The sequence below is a fragment of the Alteromonas sp. ABV2_168 genome, from assembly GCF_056161165.1.
In genome coordinates, this window is sequence record NZ_JBSWYQ010000014.1 from 81,579 (window position 1) to 100,100 (window position 18,522).

The 18,522-nt window shown below is 48.4% G+C and carries 14 protein-coding genes; all 14 read right to left on the minus strand.

What is annotated here, in order from left to right; all coding sequences use genetic code 11:
- Positions 1–153: 153 nt before the first annotated feature.
- Complete coding sequence (locus ACXAH4_RS18500) at positions 154–2,481, minus strand: efflux RND transporter permease subunit (protein ID WP_474882944.1); 2,328 nt, start codon at positions 2,479–2,481, stop codon at positions 154–156.
- Positions 2,482–2,490: 9 nt separating this feature from the next.
- A complete protein-coding gene (locus ACXAH4_RS18505; protein WP_474882946.1) occupies positions 2,491–3,522 on the minus strand; it encodes a WD40/YVTN/BNR-like repeat-containing protein in 1,032 nt (343 codons plus the stop codon).
- A 72-nt stretch (positions 3,523–3,594) separates the two neighbouring features.
- Positions 3,595–4,956: a DUF1329 domain-containing protein gene (locus ACXAH4_RS18510; RefSeq protein WP_474882948.1), complete on the minus strand. Its 1,362-nt coding sequence runs from the start codon at positions 4,954–4,956 to the stop codon at positions 3,595–3,597.
- 10 nt (positions 4,957–4,966) lie between these two features.
- Positions 4,967–7,027, minus strand: coding sequence for a DUF1302 domain-containing protein (locus tag ACXAH4_RS18515; RefSeq protein WP_474844185.1), 2,061 nt, complete (start codon positions 7,025–7,027; stop codon positions 4,967–4,969).
- Between the two features lie 202 nt (positions 7,028–7,229).
- Entirely contained in the window at positions 7,230–7,457 is a 228-nt protein-coding gene (locus ACXAH4_RS18520; RefSeq protein WP_474844184.1) for a DUF2835 family protein, read from the minus strand.
- Complete coding sequence (pepN, locus tag ACXAH4_RS18525) at positions 7,450–10,044, minus strand: aminopeptidase N (protein ID WP_474882949.1); 2,595 nt, start codon at positions 10,042–10,044, stop codon at positions 7,450–7,452. The genes ACXAH4_RS18520 and pepN overlap by 8 nt, the downstream gene beginning before the upstream one ends.
- Before the next feature lie 22 nt (positions 10,045–10,066).
- The gene (gene nhaC, locus ACXAH4_RS18530; RefSeq protein WP_474882951.1) at positions 10,067–11,542 is read right to left on the minus strand and encodes a Na+/H+ antiporter NhaC; all 1,476 of its coding nucleotides are present in this window, start codon (positions 11,540–11,542) and stop codon (positions 10,067–10,069) included.
- A 14-nt stretch (positions 11,543–11,556) separates the two neighbouring features.
- Complete coding sequence (locus ACXAH4_RS18535; RefSeq protein ID WP_474882952.1) at positions 11,557–12,891, minus strand: sodium-dependent transporter; 1,335 nt, start codon at positions 12,889–12,891, stop codon at positions 11,557–11,559.
- A gap of 104 nt (positions 12,892–12,995) precedes the next feature.
- The gene (gene prc, locus ACXAH4_RS18540) at positions 12,996–15,035 is read right to left on the minus strand and encodes a carboxy terminal-processing peptidase (protein WP_474851583.1); all 2,040 of its coding nucleotides are present in this window, start codon (positions 15,033–15,035) and stop codon (positions 12,996–12,998) included.
- 1 nt (position 15,036) lies between these two features.
- Positions 15,037–15,696 (minus strand): RNA chaperone ProQ, encoded by a 660-nt coding sequence (gene proQ / locus ACXAH4_RS18545; RefSeq protein WP_119501351.1) that lies wholly within the window; start codon positions 15,694–15,696, stop codon positions 15,037–15,039.
- Positions 15,697–15,713: 17 nt separating this feature from the next.
- The gene (locus ACXAH4_RS18550) at positions 15,714–16,004 is read right to left on the minus strand and encodes a hypothetical protein (protein ID WP_119501350.1); all 291 of its coding nucleotides are present in this window, start codon (positions 16,002–16,004) and stop codon (positions 15,714–15,716) included.
- Positions 16,001–16,477, minus strand: a complete 477-nt coding sequence (locus ACXAH4_RS18555) for a GAF domain-containing protein (RefSeq protein ID WP_474844179.1) — start codon at positions 16,475–16,477, stop codon at positions 16,001–16,003. Before ACXAH4_RS18555 ends, ACXAH4_RS18550 begins: the two co-directional genes overlap by 4 nt.
- Positions 16,470–17,159 carry an SIMPL domain-containing protein gene (locus ACXAH4_RS18560; protein WP_119501348.1) on the minus strand — a complete coding sequence of 230 codons (690 nt, stop codon included), beginning with the start codon at positions 17,157–17,159 and terminating at the stop codon, positions 16,470–16,472. The genes ACXAH4_RS18555 and ACXAH4_RS18560 overlap by 8 nt, the downstream gene beginning before the upstream one ends.
- A 69-nt stretch (positions 17,160–17,228) precedes the next feature.
- Complete coding sequence (locus ACXAH4_RS18565) at positions 17,229–18,458, minus strand: nucleoside recognition domain-containing protein (protein ID WP_474882954.1); 1,230 nt, start codon at positions 18,456–18,458, stop codon at positions 17,229–17,231.
- Between the last annotated feature and the right edge of the window lie 64 nt (positions 18,459–18,522).

The following is an 18,522-nucleotide window of genomic DNA, read 5'->3' on the forward strand; positions in this document are numbered from 1 at the left end:
AAGTGCACAGAATCCTTACCTATTTTCGCTAATCTCCGGCCTTATTGAAAGAGGAGTTTTAACGCTTTATTAACAGCATAGATAACTATGCAGAAAACGCATAAAAAAAAGGGCCAAACGGCCCTTTTTTGTAGTTACTTATGCAAAAATATTTTATGCATCAGGGGCGTTTTTACTTAACCAGAGGAATCTGGACAGTGCCGGCAGCACAATAATCGCGCCCAGCATGTTCACAAGGAACATAAATGTCAGCAAAATACCCATATCCATCTGGAATTTCAGTGAGGAAAACACCCAGGTGCTCACACCAACTGCCAGTGTGATCCCCGTGAAGAGTACTGCACTTCCCCGCTCTTTCAGTGCATCCAGATAAGCCTGTTGCACTGTCTCACCGGATTTGAGTTTATGACTCATGGTAGAAAGTATGTAGATACCATAATCCACACCAATGCCAACACCCAGTGCGATTACTGGTAGTGTAGACACGGTCAGCCCGATTTGCAGGAAAGTCATCAGTGCCTGTGCCAGCACCGACACCACATAAAGTGGCAGTACGACAGACAAAGTCGCTCTGACAGAACGGAAGCTTATCAGGCAAAGTACAATAACCGCACCAAACACGTATACCATCATCGGGCCCTGAGCCGCTTCCACGGCTTCATTAGTCGCCGCCATTACGCCTACAGGTCCGGAGGCCAGTTTGAACTTCATGTCGTCGGTTTCATATTCTTTACGGAATGCTTTCACAGCATCAACCACGTGAGAAATAGTTTCAGCTTTGTGATCTTCCATAAACAAAATGACCGGCATTACCGAACAGTCTCCGTTTAATAAACCGGACGAAGTAGGTACCAGCGAAATATCCTGCGCCAGAGTCTGCTGATTCCGGGGCAATACCTGCCATTTGATATTGCCTTCGTTGTAACCGGCATTGACGCCTTTTGCCACTGACGCCAGCGAGACAGCCGATTGCACACCTTTAACGTTAGTCATCTTCCACTGAAAGTCGTCCATTGCACGCATAACACCGTACGATGTGCAGGCTTCCGGCGTGGTTTCTACTACCACCGACAGATAATCAACGGTCACCGAGTATTTGTCGGTGATCAGGAAAGTATCCTGGTTATAGCGGGAACTCTCCTGTAAAGACGGCGCACCGGCATGTAAGTCACCTATCTTCATTTGCTGAGATTGTATCAAGCCGAAAATGAATAAGGCAGTCGTCACAGCCATGATGATAATGGCCGGTTTTCTACGGGTGCAGGCTGCAATCGCATTCCAGAAAGCAGTGTTCCGTTGTTCCTTTTTATTGAACTGCTGAACATATTTGTCATCCAGATTCAGGAAGCTCATCAGTACCGGCAGCAAAATAAGGTTGGTCAGAATAATGACGGCGACCCCCATGCTGGCAGTAATTGCCAGTTCCCGGATAATGCCGATATCAATAACCAGTAAAGTCATGAAACCTACTGTATCGGAAAGCAGAGCAATACCGCCGGGTACAAGTAAAGCGCGGAATGCACTCATGGCTGCATGTTGCGCGCCCATGCCTGCAACCACCTTTTTCTCCACAGCGTTAATCATCTGCACGCCGTGACTCACACCAATAGCAAATACCAGGAAAGGCACCAGTATTGACATAGGATCAAGACCGAATCCCAGCACAGTCAGTAAGCCCAACTGCCAGACAACAGCTACCACAGAGCAAACTAAGGGCAACAGCGTCATCATGATACTGCGGGAGAAGAAGTAAACCATTACAGCAGTGATAGCAAGGGCTATGGCGAAGAAAAGCACCACGTCTTTTGCGCCATTTGCCACATCACCAATCATTTTGGAAAAGCCGATGATATGGATGCTGACCTTATCCGATTCAAACTGGCCTCTGACCTGTTGTTCCAGGTCATCTGCGACTTTGAGCATATCCAGCTGAGCGCCGGTTTTCGGGTCCAAATCAAGTAACTGCGCAGTCACCATGGCACAACTGTAATCGTTGGATACCTGGCGGCCAACAATCTTAGCCTTTTCCACATTGGTAGCGACCTGCTCCAGTGCTGCCGGCCGTGATGAATCGAAATCCGCAGGGATAACCGGCCCGCCGGAAAAACCCCCTTCCACAATTTCAGTAAAACGGGTAGACGGGGCAAACAGGCTGACAACCAGCGAACGGTCCACACCGTTGATAAAAAACAACGCATCATGGACTTGTTGCAATGTGTCCATAAAGTGCTGGTTATAAATATTCCCGCTGGTATCACACACAGAAACCAGTACGCTGTTAGCACCACCGAAATCACTGCGGTGAGCCATGTAGGTTTTCATGTATTCATGATTAAGCGGCACATTTTTTTCGAAACCGGCGTCCAGATGCATCATCGACGCCTGATAGCCAAGATACACTGTGGCCAGCAGAAAGAGCCCGACTACAACTTTCCGGTATCCGAAAATTAGTCTTTCTAAAAGCGAGGTAAAACTTGCCATGTCAGTGTTTTAATCCATATCCAGTTGTTTGATACCATTCGCCGTGACAGCGATAAGATGACCGTTAAATCGTGCAACGCTGACGATGCTGGCTTTGTCCTTAAGTTGTTCGCGGCTGAGACCGTCAACCGGCTCACAACTGTCTGCTGGCCCCCAGGGATCGAACTTTCTTGTTTCCAGCGATGCCGGTACTGAAATCATTATCCCGTTATTGCCGAACAGGCGTACACGCTCACCGGCCGGTAAAATCTTATTCAGCGAACCTGACAGACAGGTCGGTACGTTTTCCCACTCACCTGCCCCGCGACGGACAAAGGTGTGTCCCCGCAGGCCGGCGATGACGATTGTGTCATCTGCTGTCTCAGCAACGTCCAGAAAAGACCCTTCATAGGTGGTATCCATACGGGTCCATGTTTCTCCCATATTGTCACTCATGGCGACCAGGCCTGCTTCACCGACAAGGTAAAGGGTTTCTCCCACCTGCGCCAGTTTATTCAGGTGAGGCAAAATAGCGCGGAGTTCCTCTTCGTAGTATTCCGGTGTATCCCGCTTTACTTCATCAAGATATTCCTGATCGTAGGGATTGAGTAACGTAGCGTGCAGCTCCCGGTTCCAGGTTTTACCGCCATCACGGGTGCGGAAGAATAAACCGTAAGCCCCCGCAGCGACGCCATGCTGACGATCAAAAAAGAGTATATCGAGAAAGGGCTTTTCCAGCTCAGGGGCAGACATTTGCACCGTCCACGTAGTGCCACGGTCGGATGAATGCAATATGGTTGCATCATGCCCGGCCACCCATACATCGTCGCCAACAATATCCACCGCTGTCAGGGTAGCAGTGACAGGTACAGCCTGCTGAACGAAGTTTTCGCCGTCTGATGACGTCAGAATATGGCCTCTTTCCCCGGCCACAACAACGTAGTCTGCGGTATCGATATCGAGCAGTACTGATTTCGTTACCAGCGGAGCCTGATAAGCTTCCTGAGCATGGACAGAAAACAGTGCCGACAACGCGATAATTGCCGCCAGAGTGCTTTTCATAAGTCTTATTATCCTAATAGCGCAGAACAATACAAAAACGGTTGGCACTGCCAACCGTTTGATTCTGTAGAATTAACGGCCTTCCCGTCTGAGAGCCTGAGATGTGAATTCGGCTTCACGTGGCTGGATAGTGAAATCATACATTTTTTCTTCGTTATCCAGACCAATTGCCAGGTAACGACGGGAATTCAAATCATGATACACATCCAGTGTAGACCATTGGGTCGGCACATCATAGTAGTTCACACCGTACGTCATCGCGACGCGGTACAACTCACCATTCTTGTCGTACATGTCTGCTTCCTGAATCTGCCAGCTGTCTTCATCAAGGAAGAAAACACGTTTCTGGTAAATGTGACGCAAACCCTCTTTTAAGGTTGCCTCAACCACCCATACACGGTGCTTTTCCCAGCGGGTCAGATCCGGATTGATGTGGTTAGGTTGCAGAATGTCTTCATACTTCACCTGATCGCTGTGCAACTTGTAGTTGTTATAGGCAACGTACATTTCTTTTTTGCCTTTCAGCTCCCAGTTGTAACGGTCAGGAGAACCATTGTACATATCGAAGTCGTCTGTAGTACGCAGACCATCGGCCTCGGTTCCCGGTGTGTCATAAGCAATTTGCGGAACACGGTTCAGACGTTTACGACCCGTATTATACTTCCACGCTTCACGGGGCTCTTTCACCTGGTCAACGGTTTCCTTAACCAGAAGAATATCGCCGGCAAGGCGGGCTGGCTCAGTGATTTTCTGTTTGAAGAAGAACAGAATATTATCTTCTTCAAGTTCTTCCGGCTTCGCATTTTCATTGGAATATTTGATCAGCAGTTTCTCGTCAAAACCAATGAGATTGTAATCACCGGATGATGTTACAGCAGCCTGACCGCCAAAACGCTGAACAGCCTGACCGCGATAACGCAGAATGTGATTCCAGATTGCTTCCAGACCATTTTGCGGTACAGGGAACGGAATGCCTGTTGCCGCACCTTTGATACCGTTTCCGGATTCAATCAGTGATGCACGGGTTGCGTTTGCTTTGGTCGCATCATAAACAAACTGAGGGTTAGACGCTGAGCGGCGGCTTTCATAAACCGGCATACGGTAAGTATCCGGATAGGTTTCGAACAGCTTTTTCTGACCGTCAGACAGAAAGTCCGTATACTCTTTATAATTTTGACCTGTGATCTCAAACAATACCTGATCACCCGGATAAGGGTCCGGATGATGGTCACCTGCAGAGTAACCGGCCGGTGCGGCTGTTATTCCGCCGGTATAAGCCGGAATGCTGCCATCAGCATTGGCAGCAGCCTCACCCCCCAGTGGTGTCAGGCTGTTACCCAATTTATCGGCTTCTGCCTGAGACACTGCCGCCATGGCTGTAGATGACAGCGCTACCGATAACGCAGCAGCAATAAGACCTGCTTTTCTTAACATACGATACCCCTTAAATCGAATACTTGATGTTGAAAGATACAAAATCACGATCTGACAGCTGGTTTGTTGTACCCACACCACCCCAGAATGCACTGTAAGATGCAGTGGCTGACCAGCTGCTCAGATAATTAAAGGTAAATGCCAGACTGGCTGATTTTGAATCTTCGAGGAAAACATACAACGGATCGGGTGTTGTCCCTTTCACATCATGTGAGAACGTTGCACGGGTTTGCATATTTACGCCTGAGAACACGTTGTTGAAATCAGCAACGGCCAGTAAACGGTAGCCCCAGGCATCATCTGTAGCAAACGGGTTTGTTTCAGGTCCGTTTGATAAACCTGTATGTAAACCAACACGTGGATTGCCGTCTGCTGTAGGTTCAAGTGACGGCGTTCTGCCTGTACCGGGTGCGTTCAGACGCAATACTGAAGGGTCCGGAAAATCGACGATATTTACATAACCAACTTCACCCAAAACAATCAGGTTATCTGTACCCAGTGCCGGACCAAATACCTGAGACAAGGTAAACTGAGCCTGCCAGGTATCTGAAAATACAAAACCTTCAGCTGTTTCACCCGGTCCCACTGCCCGGCCGATGTTGTTTAACTGAGAAATACCGGATAAGTCAGGACGGTAGCCTGTGTTAGCAAGCTGTTCCGGCATACCCATGTAGAGCAATTCTACATCGTCGATTTGTAACGGTTCATCAACACGGTAAGCAAATTCACCGGCCAGAGCCCAGCTCTCAATGTTGGTGTTGAAGCTGAAGCCGTACAATTGAATGTCTTCGGGATAATAAAACTTCGCTTCAGTGAACGCTTCCAGCTGAGTAATGTTATCTTTAGTGATTTCTGTGGTCGCCAGCATGGCCAGATCTGACGCAATACCTTCCTGCGAGAAATCAGACGTAATACCGGAAATCAGCGGACGCTGACTATGATAATTAATGTGGTAGAAACTGAGCTCACTGTCGTTCAGCAGCTCTGAGAACCAGGTCAGACGAATACCGTATTGGCCCTGATCATCTGCATCTTCATGAGCAGCGTCTGAATAACCGCGCACCGCCACTTTTGTGGGATAAGCCAGATATGCCTGCCCGATTGTGGATGCATCAGCACCTGCACGCAAAGCAGAACCCAGCCCATTTAATGAGCTTAACAGGAAATCCAGGTCTATATCCGGGTTACCGGTAAAGCCGAGCTGAATATTGTTTGCCTGACCACCCTCACCGGCAAAATCGTTTGTCGCGAAATAGCTGCCGGCAACCGGTAACCAGCTGCGCTCCCAGCGATACTGGTAATAGGCCGACAAACTGACCGTGTCAGTCAGACCCAGAGATGCATACACCATACCCACAGGAATAAACACTTCTTTTAATTCAGCCCCCGGAGCACGGGCGCGGTTTACATCCACGGGGTTAGTGGTATTGATACCGTGCTGGATAAACGTACTCTCACCCCAGCTGATCACCTGATCACCTACACGGATAGAGAATGGTTTATCATCAATCCAGAAATCACCGTAGAAATACGCATCCAGGATACGGAAATCTTTACAGAGTAAATCATCAGCTTCCGGGGCTGCACATAAATCGGGTGTTCTGCCGGTGATGGGGTTCGCGGCGACGTTGTCGTTATCGTTCTGAACAAAATCATAGAACCAGAACGCGCGGGTAAAGAAACCCCAGTCACCCATATTAATGTCTAAATCGTGGTTACCGGAAATCTGGGTAGAAAAGGCTTTACCCGGATCCCAGGACAAATCTCCCTGGTCATTATTTGATGAATAATCACCGTTCGCCTGCGCCCAGACATCAGCAGGCTGATAAATCACATTCGTTGCAGCGTTATAACCAGACCAGTCAAACTGGGGATGGTTGCTGTTACCGATTAATTTATAGTCTCTGTCTTCAGCACGAATACTGGTCGCCAGCGTAAACGTGGAATCCAGTGATACTGAAACATCTCCAAATTGCCAGTTTGCGGCTAAAGCCGGAGAGGCGGCACCAAGTAAGGCAATGATACCAGCGGCAACTGGTGTCTTTTTAAATGTGCTATGCCTAATTGTCATAGTTTTTATTCTCCTGATCCAGCGCATACGATAACAGGTAGCGACGCGCAGACGTGTGACCAACCAAGGTAGTTAACAAAATGATTACATCATTTTCCCTGTTTCGCAAGAACTAATCGTACCAGTTAACACTAGTAATAACATTTTTCCTTTCAACTAGTTATTGAACAAAAGTGGCAAAATCGCCAGTTTTTAGCTGAAATTATCTTAATCGCTCGAAGGATTTTATTTTATTTTCGGGGCTGACGAGGAGCCGGAACCGGCCGGTAAGACCGCGGCTGTCGACGAAGGGACGAAGCCGGCTTACAGGTATTTGTACCCTTTTGCCGGATTCTGAAGTGAGTACAGCAGAGGCGCCGGCGCTTTCATAAAACGCCTGACACCGGCTGTAGGATAAGGAGAGAGTAAAAAAATAGGTAGTATCAGTCACGTTTTTCGTAGGCCAGACTCTTACTGACTTTTTCAAACACGTCTTTACTTAAACCTTCATGGTTCAGCAACCGTTGCAACTGGGCTTTCATGAGTTGCTGGTGCACCGGCGCATAATTTTGCCACTGCGTGAGTGGTGTTACGATACGTGAAGCCACCTGAGGGTTCTGTTTATCAAGTTCAATCAGATAACTGGTTACGTATTCATAACCGCTGCCGTCTTCAGCGTGAAAACCGGTAGAATTGTAAAAAGCAAAACTACCGATAAGTGCGCGGACCCGGTTCGGATTACCGATACTAAACTGAGGGTGCGACTTAAGCATGGTGATGTGTGCCAGAATATCTTCCCGCTCAGTGGTAGCGTGCAAAGCGAACCATTTGTCCAGTACCAGAGGCTCTTTTTCCCAGCGCTGACCGAACCGGGTCATTAAGTTACTGAAGAGTTCCCCGTCACAGATTTGCGCTGCCTTTAACGATGCCAGAGCATCAGTCATATTGTCGGCACTGTCGTATTGTGCCCGTATAAGCGAAGTGCCATGAGATGTGCGGGCAAGATGGCCGAGTACCACATTCTTACAACGGCGGGCATTCACATTACGCTGATCGTAGACGTAGTCCGTGGTTTCGATAGCCTGCCACACAGCAATCAGTCCGTCATGTGACGCGTCAGCAAACTGCTGGCAGAATGCTTCTCTGGCTGCACACAGTGCCTTAACGTTTATCTGGCTGCGGCTCTGACACAAGGTTTCAAAGCTGGGCACCGATAAACACTCGCCAAGCAGCTCATGATTAGCCTTTTCATCATGTAACACTTCACGAAGATAATCCCAAACCGTATCGGGTATGGCTGTGCCCTGCTCTATTTCACCGATACACCAGTCGTAAAGCGACTGCATGGCATCCCATCGATTAAACGGATCATCAGCAAAACGGAAAATCTGCAGTAATTCTCTGGCAGATAAAGGGTTATCTACCCGCACTGGCGCTGAGAAATTCCCAAGCACAACGGGTAAACAGGACTCAGGAACATCCGAAAAAGTCAGAGACACTGATGGCTTGTCCACGATCACCAGGCCATTCTGTACCAGGCTTTCATCATCGCTGTAGTGATGACCATTGTCGTCAATACATTCAAACGCCACAGGAATATACAGGGGCTGTTTTTCTGCCTGATCTGCCGTCGGCGGTGTGTGCTGTGACAGCGTAATGTGCAAAGTACGCTTCTGTTTGTCATATACCCTTTCAACGGCCAGGACCGGTGTACCGGACTGACTGTACCAGCGGGCGAAATGACTGAGATCTTTTTCTGTTGCGGTCTGCATAGCCGCAACAAAATCGTCGCAGGTAACTGCCTGACCATCGTGACGCCGGAAATACTCATCCATGCCTCTGCGGAAGCCCTCAGGGCCGAGAAGCGTATGGAACATGCGGATCACTTCAGCGCCTTTATCGTATACCGTCACTGTGTAGAAGTTATTCATTTCAATCACTTCATCAGGACGGATAGGATGGCTCATCGCACTGGCATCTTCAGCAAACTGATGTTCCCGCATCACACGTACATGCTTTATCCGGTTGCTTAGCGCTGAAGTCATGTCGGCGCTGAATTGCTGATCACGGAAAACAGTGAGACCTTCTTTCAGGCTCAGCTGGAACCAGTCACGGCAGGTGACGCGGTTGCCGGTCCAGTTGTGGAAATATTCGTGGGCGATGACAGATTCTACGTTGAAAAAGTCGTCGTCAGTGGCACTGTCCTGATCCGCCAGTACAAATTTGCTGTTGAAGATATTCAGGCCTTTGTTTTCCATGGCGCCCATATTGAAGAAATCCACGGCGACAATCATGTAGATATCGAGATCGTATTCCAGACCAAAAGTGTCTTCGTCCCACTTCATCGCCCGTTTCAGAGATTCCAGAGCAAAATGACCCCGTTCACGCTTACCTTTATCCACATACAGCTCAAGCTTAACGTCGCGGCCGCTGGTGGTCCGGTAGGTGTCTTCCAGCAAATCAAAATCACCGGCCACTAACGCAAACAGATAGCTGGGTTTAGGATGAGGATCTTCCCAGGTAACCCAGTGAGTCCCGTCGGCTTCTTCCCCTGAATCCACAGGATTACCATTTGCCAGTAACGTGGGATATTGCTTTTTATCGCCGCTGACAGTGACGGTATATTTCGCCAGTACATCGGGGCGGTCAGTGAAATAAGTAATGCGGCGGAAGCCTTCTGCCTCGCACTGTGTACAAAATACGCCATCAGAAAGATACAGGCCTTCCAGTGCCTGATTGTTTTGCGGGTCTGTTTCTGTCTCGATGACCAGTTCAAAGCTGTCAGGTACGTCTTTCAGTAGTAATCCGGCATCCTGTAAATCATAGGCGGTATAAGGCTGCCCGTTAACGCTTACAGAATGTAAGGTGAGTTTTTCGCCATCAAGAAACAGAGGTTCATTGTGATTCCCTGCTCTTTCTACTGTGGATTTCGTTGTAATACGTGTGGCGACAGGATGCAGTTTTACATCCATGATTACCCGTGAAATGGTAAAAAGCGGCGGCTGGTAGTCCAGCCGGCGTTTTGCATTGACGCTCATAAGTACTCCTTAAAAAAGAAAGTTATGCGCGCTCCCCGTCGTCCTCTTTGCGCTCGAAGGGAGGGTCCAGGCGAAGAATTTTGATGCCCAGATACGCATAAATAATCGCGAGGACAGGATTAATTACGTTAAAGAAAGTATAGAAGATGTATTCAAACGGATGCACCATTAATACGCCCTGCATGTAAGCACCACAGGTGTTCCAGGGAATTAACGGTGATGTCAGTGTGCCGCCGTCTTCAAGGCTGCGGGACAGGTTAAGCTGGTTCAGTCCGCGCTTTTCAAATTCCTGTTTGTACATACGGCCGGGCATAACAATCGACATATACTGATCAGCCGTTACCAGATTTGTACCCAGGCAGGTAAGAATTGTCCGGCTGATCATGTCACCGGCAGACTTCGCACCATGAAGAATTGCACTCACTGCCCGCTTAAGCAGGCCACCCCGCTCAAGTACGGCACCAAATGACATCGCGCAGATAATCAGCCAGATAGTATTCAGCATTGATGACATACCACCACGGCTTAGCAGCGCATTTAAGTTTTCATCCGGCGTGGAAAAACTGACACCGTCGAACAATGCAGTCCACACCACTTTCAGCGTACCGATGGCCGGAGAATCCTGCGCGTCCGCCATGCCGGCGACCACATCGCCCTGAAACACCACGGCCCAGATACCACCAAGCAGCGCACCGATGGATACCGCCGGAAATGCCGGCATTTTCTTCACCGCCAGCGTCAGTAACACGACCAGCGGAATGAGCAGATACCAGCCCAGAGAAAATGATTGACCCAATAATGTCTGCATTTGCTCGATGCGCTCAAGAGAAGCTGCATCGGACTCACTGAAGCCAAGGATAACAAACAGGATTAAAGCAATAATAAAGCTGGGGATCGTTGTCCAGAGCATGTAGCGGATATGTTCAAATAAATCCGTTCCCGCCACTGCCGGTGCCAGATTCGTTGTTTCTGAAAGAGGTGAAATTTTATCGCCAAAATACGCGCCGGAAACAACAGCGCCTGCTGTAATTGCTGCCGACATATCCATTCCGGATGCCACCCCCATCAGGGCAACACCGACAGTGGCCGCTGTGGTCCACGAACTGCCGATACTCATTGCCACTACAGCACAAATCAGACAGCTTGCAGCATAGAAGAAAGACGGGTTAAGTAGCTCAAGCCCGTAATAAATGAGTGTGGGAACGGTACCGGCCAGCATCCAGGTGCCGATCAGTGAGCCTACTGCCAGCAAAATCAGGCAGGCGCCCAGTGACATGGAGATCCCTTTAACGATGCCGGCTTCGATTTCCTTCCAGCTATGGCCATTTTTCATGCCGATGATAGCAGCGAGGCCGGTACCCAGTAACAGAGCAATCTGGTTAGGACCAAAAGATGAATTGTCGGAGAACAGATAAACCGCACTGCCCATCATGATGACCAGTGCAACAATAGGAATAAGCGCATCCGTCAGTGACGGGTCTTTAATCGTTTTATTCATTGTAGTTATTACTCTTATAAGACAGAACGGACGAACATAAGCAGGATGACTACCGGACAAACAAATTTCACATACCAGGGCCAGATTTTCCAGAACAGACTGTGTTCTGCATCAGCAAAACCTTCTTTCAGTTCCGTCAGAATAGCATCTCTGCGCCAGACCCATCCGGCAAACAGACACAATGCAAATCCGAGCAGAGGCTGACTGTACTGGGTAGTCGCAGCAATGACCAGGCCAAACAGACTTTCAAAATTAAGAATGATGATACAACTGGCAGCAAAAATCAGTGCAGCCATGATCCATACAGCACGGCTTCGGGGCTGTTTGCGGTTCTCAACCAGATAAGCAACAGGCACTTCCAGCATAGAAATTGAAGACGTTACAGAAGCAATAACCATCAGGGCAAAGAACGCCACGGACACCAGTACACCGACAGGGCCGATAGACTCAAACAGGGCCGGCAATACATTGAATATCAATTGGTCCCCGTCCATTAACGCGCCGGTTTCAGTAAAAATTTCTACACCATTATTCAGCGCCACATACATAGCAGGAATGATGAGCATACCGGCAATAATTGCTACACCGATATCAACCAGTGCAACCCATGCACCTATTGAGGGCAGATTTTCCTGCTTAGACAGATAAGAACCGTAAACCAGCATAGTACCGACCCCTAAAGACATAGAGAAAAAGGCCTGCCCCATGGCGCTGATTAATAAGTCCGGATCGAGAATGCGTGAGAAATCAGGTAAGAGATAGGCTGCCCAGCCTTCACCGGCCCCGGGTTGAAAGCTTACATAGACAATCAATGCCAGGATGATCACAACCAATGTCGGCATTAAACGCACTGACCATTTTTCAATGCCTGACTTTACCCCGCCCAATACGATAGAAGCGGTCAGTAACATAAACAGGCCGCAAAAAATCATATTGCGGCTGTCAGAGAACCCCATCAGCCAGACTGAAGTCTCTTCAAGACCAGCGGTTTGCACAATGCCGTCAGCGAAATAAGCCAGCATCCAGCCACCGACTATGCCGTAGAACGCCAGAATCATGGATACAGTGACACAGCCCCACAGGCCGGTAAGCGTACCGGAAATATTACCTGAGATATTCGTCAGCGCGTCCACCATGTTCGCACGGTTGGAACGGCCAATAATGAGTTCAGCCATCAATACCGGATAAGCCAGTACGAACGCTAAAAGAAGATAAACAAGTACAAATGCTGCGCCGCCGTTAGTGGCGACTTGCGTGGGAAAGCCCCAGATATTTCCGAGACCGACGGCGGAACCGGCAGCAGCCAGTATGAATCCGATCCGTGATGAAAATTCACCTCGCATTGCCATGGATGTATTCCCTTTATTATTGTTTTAATCGTTTGTTGTCGTGTGATTTTTATTATAGGTACAAAAAAGGGGCTGGCCCGGCACCAGCCCCTGTAGTATGTATTTTATTGTTGATGTATTGCGTATTTACCGGTGTCTAACATGTCGAAAGTGATGTTAGCCGCTTCATCCAGGAAAGGATCCAGCTCTTCAAGCTCATCCGGTAAATCGTCCAGCGATTCAACCGGCTCCTTGCCAATACGTGCCAGGCGCTCATTGGCCCGTTTCAGATCATTCTCACGGGATTCTTCTTTCTTTGATTCCCGTTCTGATTTCACCAGTGACACATATTTTTTGTCTTTATTCTTTTTGTATTCGTCAATATCTTCGGCGAGATACATAAACTCAGGATCTTTCAATACCCGGGCATTGTGCTTGGCTGCCAGTACATCCAGTGCACTCTGGCTGTCGCCAAAAGTGGTATAGTTTGCGCGGTCAATGCTGTCCCAGGGTAATGCATTTTCTTCCTGGCTTTCACCCCAGTCTGCCGGATCAATGGGCGACGGATACTTAATGTCCGGTACGACACCTTTGTGCTGGGTGCTGCCACCGTCGATACGGTAGAATTTCGCAATGGTAAACTGCACACTGCCCAGCGGGTTGTCATACAGGTCATAAATCCGGCCAAGTCCGCGGTGCTGTTGAACGGTACCTTTACCAAAGGTTTGCTCGCCCACAATCAAAGCACGACTGTAATCCTGCATCGCAGCCGCAAAGATTTCAGATGCAGACGCACTGTAACGGTCAACCAGTACTGTTAACGGACCATCGTACGTTACTACGCCGTCAGTATCACGGTTAACACTCACCTTGCCTTCGCCATAGCGAATTTGTACTACCGGTCCTTTTTCAATAAACAGTCCGGTGAGTAACGTCGCTTCTGTCAGCGAACCACCGCCGTTACCACGTAAATCGACAATGATGCCTTTGACGTCCTGAGCTTTCAGTGAATCCAGTTCTTTTTTCACGTCAGCATGCAGGTTGTTATAGAAACTGGGAATTGTGATAACGCCTAACTTCTCACCGGCATACGGGCCGGTTTCCGGCTCATAAACCTCAGATTTCGCGGCGCGGTCTTCAAGCTTGATTTTGTCACGGGTCAGACTGACCACAGACATGGCTTTGGTATCTGATGTGCCTTTTTGTACCTGTAAACGTACGGTACTGCCTTTGGGTCCTTTAATGAGATCAACAACCTCATCCAGACGCCAGCCTACAACATCCACGAACTCTTCGTCGTCCTGCGCCACACCAATAATTTTATCTTCCGGTTTCAGCGCATTAGATTTATCAGCAGGGCCGCCCGGTACAATGCTTTTAATTACAGTAAAGTCATCTTCTGCTTGAAGTACAGCACCAATACCTTCAAATGACAGGTTCATTTCCATCTGGAAACGGTCGGCATTTCGGGGAGACAGGTAACTGGTATGCGCTTCAACGCTGCGGGCAAAAGAGTTCATAACCGTCTGGAAAACGTCTTCACTCTCAGCTTGCTTCAGTCGCTTAATGGCACGGGTATAACGCTTGGTCAGTAAGTCTTTTGCTTCTTCCCAGGTTTTATCCGCCATAATCAGATTAAGCGCATCGTATTTAACCCGCTGACGCCACAATTCATCCAGCTCTGCTTCTGTGGTTGGCCATGCTGCGTCTTCACGGTCGTAATAGAATTTGTCGTCAGCTTTTTCAAAATTGAAAGGCTTGTCTAACAGGCTTAACGCAAACTCAAAGCGCTCAACACGACGTTTTGCACTTTGATTATACATATCATAAGCGATAGACAGGTTGCCGCGACTTAACGCTTCATCAAAAGAATCACGGTACTTTTCGAAACCATCCACATCTGACTTCAACAAAACTTGTTTGTTGTTATCGAGAGAGCGGAGAAAACGGTCGTAGATTTTTTCCGACAAAGCGTCATCCAACGCAATTTCCTTGTAGTGCGCTCTGGTGAACAAAGCACTTACCCTTTTTGCAGCCACACTGTGTTGTGTTTCCTGCTGCAGAACGGGTAAATCTTCTACCTGTTCAGTGGTAGTAGTTGCACCGGCGCCAACGCCAACGGTTAAAAATGCACTGGCAATGGAAATGCGAAGGATTTCTTTCATATTACGACCTCTTGGAATTCGCCAAACGTAAAGCGTCTGCGTTGACTTTTACCACCATGCCCGAATCAAGTTGCACGTGAATACCGTCTTTAGCGACTTCAGTAATAACCGCATGCATCGGGGCTTTACCCAACTTCACTGTGACGGATGTGCCTGGCTGGCAATCGGCATCGGTAAGTTTGGCCGGTGGTGTTTTATTTGGTCTTTCAGAATTAAATTTAGTTCCCTTTTTCCCGCGCTGCTGAGGTTTTTCACCATTTTCGCTGCGTGGTTTGCGTTGGGGTGGACGCTTTTCGCCAGTGGTCTTTTGCTTCGCTTTGCGCTTTTCAGCCGCTTTCGCTTTGCTTTCATCCAACTGCTGCTTTGCGTGGTCAGCATGCTCTTTTTCAATTTGAGCATCCTGATTACCATCTAAGTCAACGCGGTGAGCGCCTTCTTTGATGCTGTGCAGATAACGCCAGCTGTTGGTGTAATGTCTTAATGTTGAACGCAGTAAGGTTTTGCTAACCCGTTCTTCATTTTCTAAACGCTGAGCCAGATCCTGAAAAATGCCAATTTTCAGAGGCTGTGCTTCGCCCTCGGTGGAAAAACAGTTTGGAAAGGTTTCTGCCAAAAAGGCGATGACTTCTTTACTGTTTGAAAACTTCTCTGGTGATTCCATCTATACTTTACGTGTGGTTAATAATAATCTTCATTGTCAGCATCATCCCAAGTTGCCAGCGTGTGGTCAACCCAATCAAGCAATTCATCGTCGTCTATGTCCAATAAATTGCGTGTTTGATGCCATGTTTCCCAGGTATAGTGCAATAAACGCTCAAGCCAGTGCGTATCCGCATCTTCATCGGCTCTGTCGTAAATGCAATGCAGAATGAAATTTATCCGCTCTGCTGCCTCTTCGGGTTCGTCAAAATTGTCTTCCATGTCGGCCGGTGTTGCCAGCACAACATGGATATCTACATATTCTTTCATCGCTGAGAATCCAGTAAAGCCTCAGCCAGCGCTTCCAGACCGGCCTTATCTTCTTCGTCAAACCGGCTGTATTCGGGACTGTCGATGTCCAGTACGCCCAGTAATTTGCCGTTCAGCACCAGCGGAATAACGATTTCAGAATTGGATGCGGCGTCACAGGCAATGTGGCCTTCAAACGCGTGGACATCTTCTACCAGTTGGGTTTGCAGGCTTTGTGCCGCAGTGCCGCATACACCGCGGCCCATCGGAATGCGTATGCAGGCGGGCTGGCCCTGAAAAGGCCCGAGCACAAGTTGATCCTCTTTATATAAATAGAATCCGGCCCAGTTTACCTTTTCCATGCGGTTAAACATTAACGCGCTCAAATTCGCCATGTTGGCGATGAGATCGCTCTCACCGCTCATTAAACCCTTCGCCTGCGTCAGTAACTCTTTGTAAAACTCGTTTTTCAACTTACCCTCAATCTCATTCATCTATCGCGAAGCTGACGTTCACCCGAGCTTCCACGACTTGTTCACCGGGCATGGCTGATGAAAAGCTGTCGGCCTTCGCGGACATTTCCATTCTCATCACCGGCATGGGGTAACTGTTGCCGCTCTCTGACACTGCAATTACCTTACCTGTTTTTACGCCCAGTTCTTCTGCTAACAGTCCGGCGCGTAATTTGGCGTCTTTAACTGCATTTATCAAGGCCTTTTCGTAAGCATTATTCTGCTCACTGGCAATAAACTGAAACCCTTGTATACGATCTATACCGCGGGATAAAGCGCCGTCAATGATACGGTCATAGTTATTTATATCCGTATCCGTTACCTGAATTTCTCTGCTGAGTACAAATCCCCGTTGTTCACGGCCCTGAGGGGTAGATTCGTAATACGGATTTAAATTCACCTGCATGGACTGCACGTGCTTTTCTTCAATACCGTTGTCGAGCAGAAATTTAAGCACAGACTTCATGTCTGACTGCATCTGTGTATTCAGTTTAGAAACGGTTTCGCCTTTTTCTTCCATCACAAATGTCAGAGTATAAGCATCGGGTACAACGGAGAAAGAGCCTTTGCCGCTCACCTGAATAACCGGTTCCATGGCCTGGGCACTGGCCAGAACGGGCATCGCTGCGAAGATTACTGCGGCACTGATTTGTTTTAAATTCATTTCTGTCACCTTATTTAAATGTCAGACCTGATTATGCTTACGTCAACTGAACGGCAGGTGAACAAATTCTTAACCAAAAAACCAGTAACTGACTAAAATTGCAGCAAAAATTCCTGCAAAGTCTGCCGCCAGACAACATGCTACGGCATAACGGGAGTGCTTGATCCCCACGGCCCCGAGATAAACGGCAATAACGTAGAACGTTGTTTCTGTCGATCCCTGAAGGACCGAGGCCAGTCTGCCGGCGAAAGAATCTGCGCCGTGATGCTGCATCGTTTCTATCATAAGCGCTCTGGCGCCGCTGCCACTGAGAGGTTTCATAATGGCAGTAGGTAAGCCATCCACAAACCGGGGGTCGCCGCCTAAAGCGGTAACCATGTAGCCGATGCCGTTAACCACCATATCCATAATGCCACTGGCTCTCAGCATGCCAATAGCAACCAGCATGGCTAATAAAAACGGGATCAGCGAAACCGCCACATTAAAGCCTTTCTTAGCGCCGTCTATAAATAATTCATAGGTGTCGAGTTTTCGCCGCCAGCCGGTGACGAGTACCGCAACAATAAACGAGAACAACAAAAAGTTCGCCACAATGGCAGACTGCTCTGCCAGCTCTTTTGCTGCCAGATGGGAAAAATACACAATCACTGCACCCAGCAGACCAAAAATACCGGCCAGATACAAAACCACCACACGGTTAAACAGGTTCACCCTCTGCACCAGACAGGTAATGATAAGCCCAGCCATGGTAGAAGCGCTGGTTGCCAGTAAGATAGGAATAAATACGTCAGTAGGCTGTGCCGCGCCCTGCTCTGCCCGGTAGAGAAAAACCGCAATGGGAAACAATGTCACTGAAGACGTGTTCAGTACCAGAAACAGGATCTGACTGTTGGTGAGGGTTTCTTTATCTGTTGCCAGAGTTTGCATATCCTGCATCGCTTTTATGCCGAAAGGCGTAGCAGCGTTATCCAGCCCGAGTACGTTCGCCGACATATTCATGGTAATGCTGCCAAGTGCAGGATGATTGCGGGGAATATCGGGCATGATCCGGCACAGAAATGGTGCCAGTACCCTTGAAAACTTTTCTATCATGCCTGATTTTTCGGCAACTTCGAATATACCCAGCCAGAATGCCAGTACCCCTATCAGACCGATAGCGATATCCACGCTGAGTTGCGCCATGCTGGTGACAGATTGCATAACATCCTGAAAGCCACCCGGTGAGGCGTCAAAGAAGGCCTGCCAGACGGTGGCCAGAAAGGCGAGAACAATGAATGATAACCAAATACGATGCAGCATAATCCGTTATTGTGTCTGTTATTGTTATGCGTCGTAGTCTACCGGATTTATTTCTTCCCGCATG

Excerpts from the sequence above, each read along its gene's own strand:
- ACXAH4_RS18500 (WP_474882944.1), bottom strand. The coding sequence starts at position 2,481 with ATGGCAAGTTTTACCTCGCTTTTAGAAAGACTAATTTTCGGATACCGG.
- ACXAH4_RS18505 (WP_474882946.1), bottom strand. The coding sequence starts at position 3,522 with ATGAAAAGCACTCTGGCGGCAATTATCGCGTTGTCGGCACTGTTTTCT.
- nhaC (WP_474882951.1), bottom strand. The coding sequence starts at position 11,542 with ATGAATAAAACGATTAAAGACCCGTCACTGACGGATGCGCTTATTCCT.
- pepN (WP_474882949.1), bottom strand. The coding sequence starts at position 10,044 with ATGAGCGTCAATGCAAAACGCCGGCTGGACTACCAGCCGCCGCTTTTT.
- ACXAH4_RS18560 (WP_119501348.1), bottom strand. The coding sequence starts at position 17,159 with ATGAATTTAAAACAAATCAGTGCCGCAGTAATCTTCGCAGCGATGCCC.
- ACXAH4_RS18550 (WP_119501350.1), bottom strand. The coding sequence starts at position 16,004 with ATGAAAGAATATGTAGATATCCATGTTGTGCTGGCAACACCGGCCGAC.
- ACXAH4_RS18555 (WP_474844179.1), bottom strand. The coding sequence starts at position 16,477 with ATGAATGAGATTGAGGGTAAGTTGAAAAACGAGTTTTACAAAGAGTTA.
- ACXAH4_RS18535 (WP_474882952.1), bottom strand. The coding sequence starts at position 12,891 with ATGGCAATGCGAGGTGAATTTTCATCACGGATCGGATTCATACTGGCT.
- proQ (WP_119501351.1), bottom strand. The coding sequence starts at position 15,696 with ATGGAATCACCAGAGAAGTTTTCAAACAGTAAAGAAGTCATCGCCTTT.
- ACXAH4_RS18515 (WP_474844185.1), bottom strand. The coding sequence starts at position 7,027 with ATGACAATTAGGCATAGCACATTTAAAAAGACACCAGTTGCCGCTGGT.
- ACXAH4_RS18510 (WP_474882948.1), bottom strand. The coding sequence starts at position 4,956 with ATGTTAAGAAAAGCAGGTCTTATTGCTGCTGCGTTATCGGTAGCGCTG.
- ACXAH4_RS18565 (WP_474882954.1), bottom strand. The coding sequence starts at position 18,458 with ATGCTGCATCGTATTTGGTTATCATTCATTGTTCTCGCCTTTCTGGCC.
- prc (WP_474851583.1), bottom strand. The coding sequence starts at position 15,035 with ATGAAAGAAATCCTTCGCATTTCCATTGCCAGTGCATTTTTAACCGTT.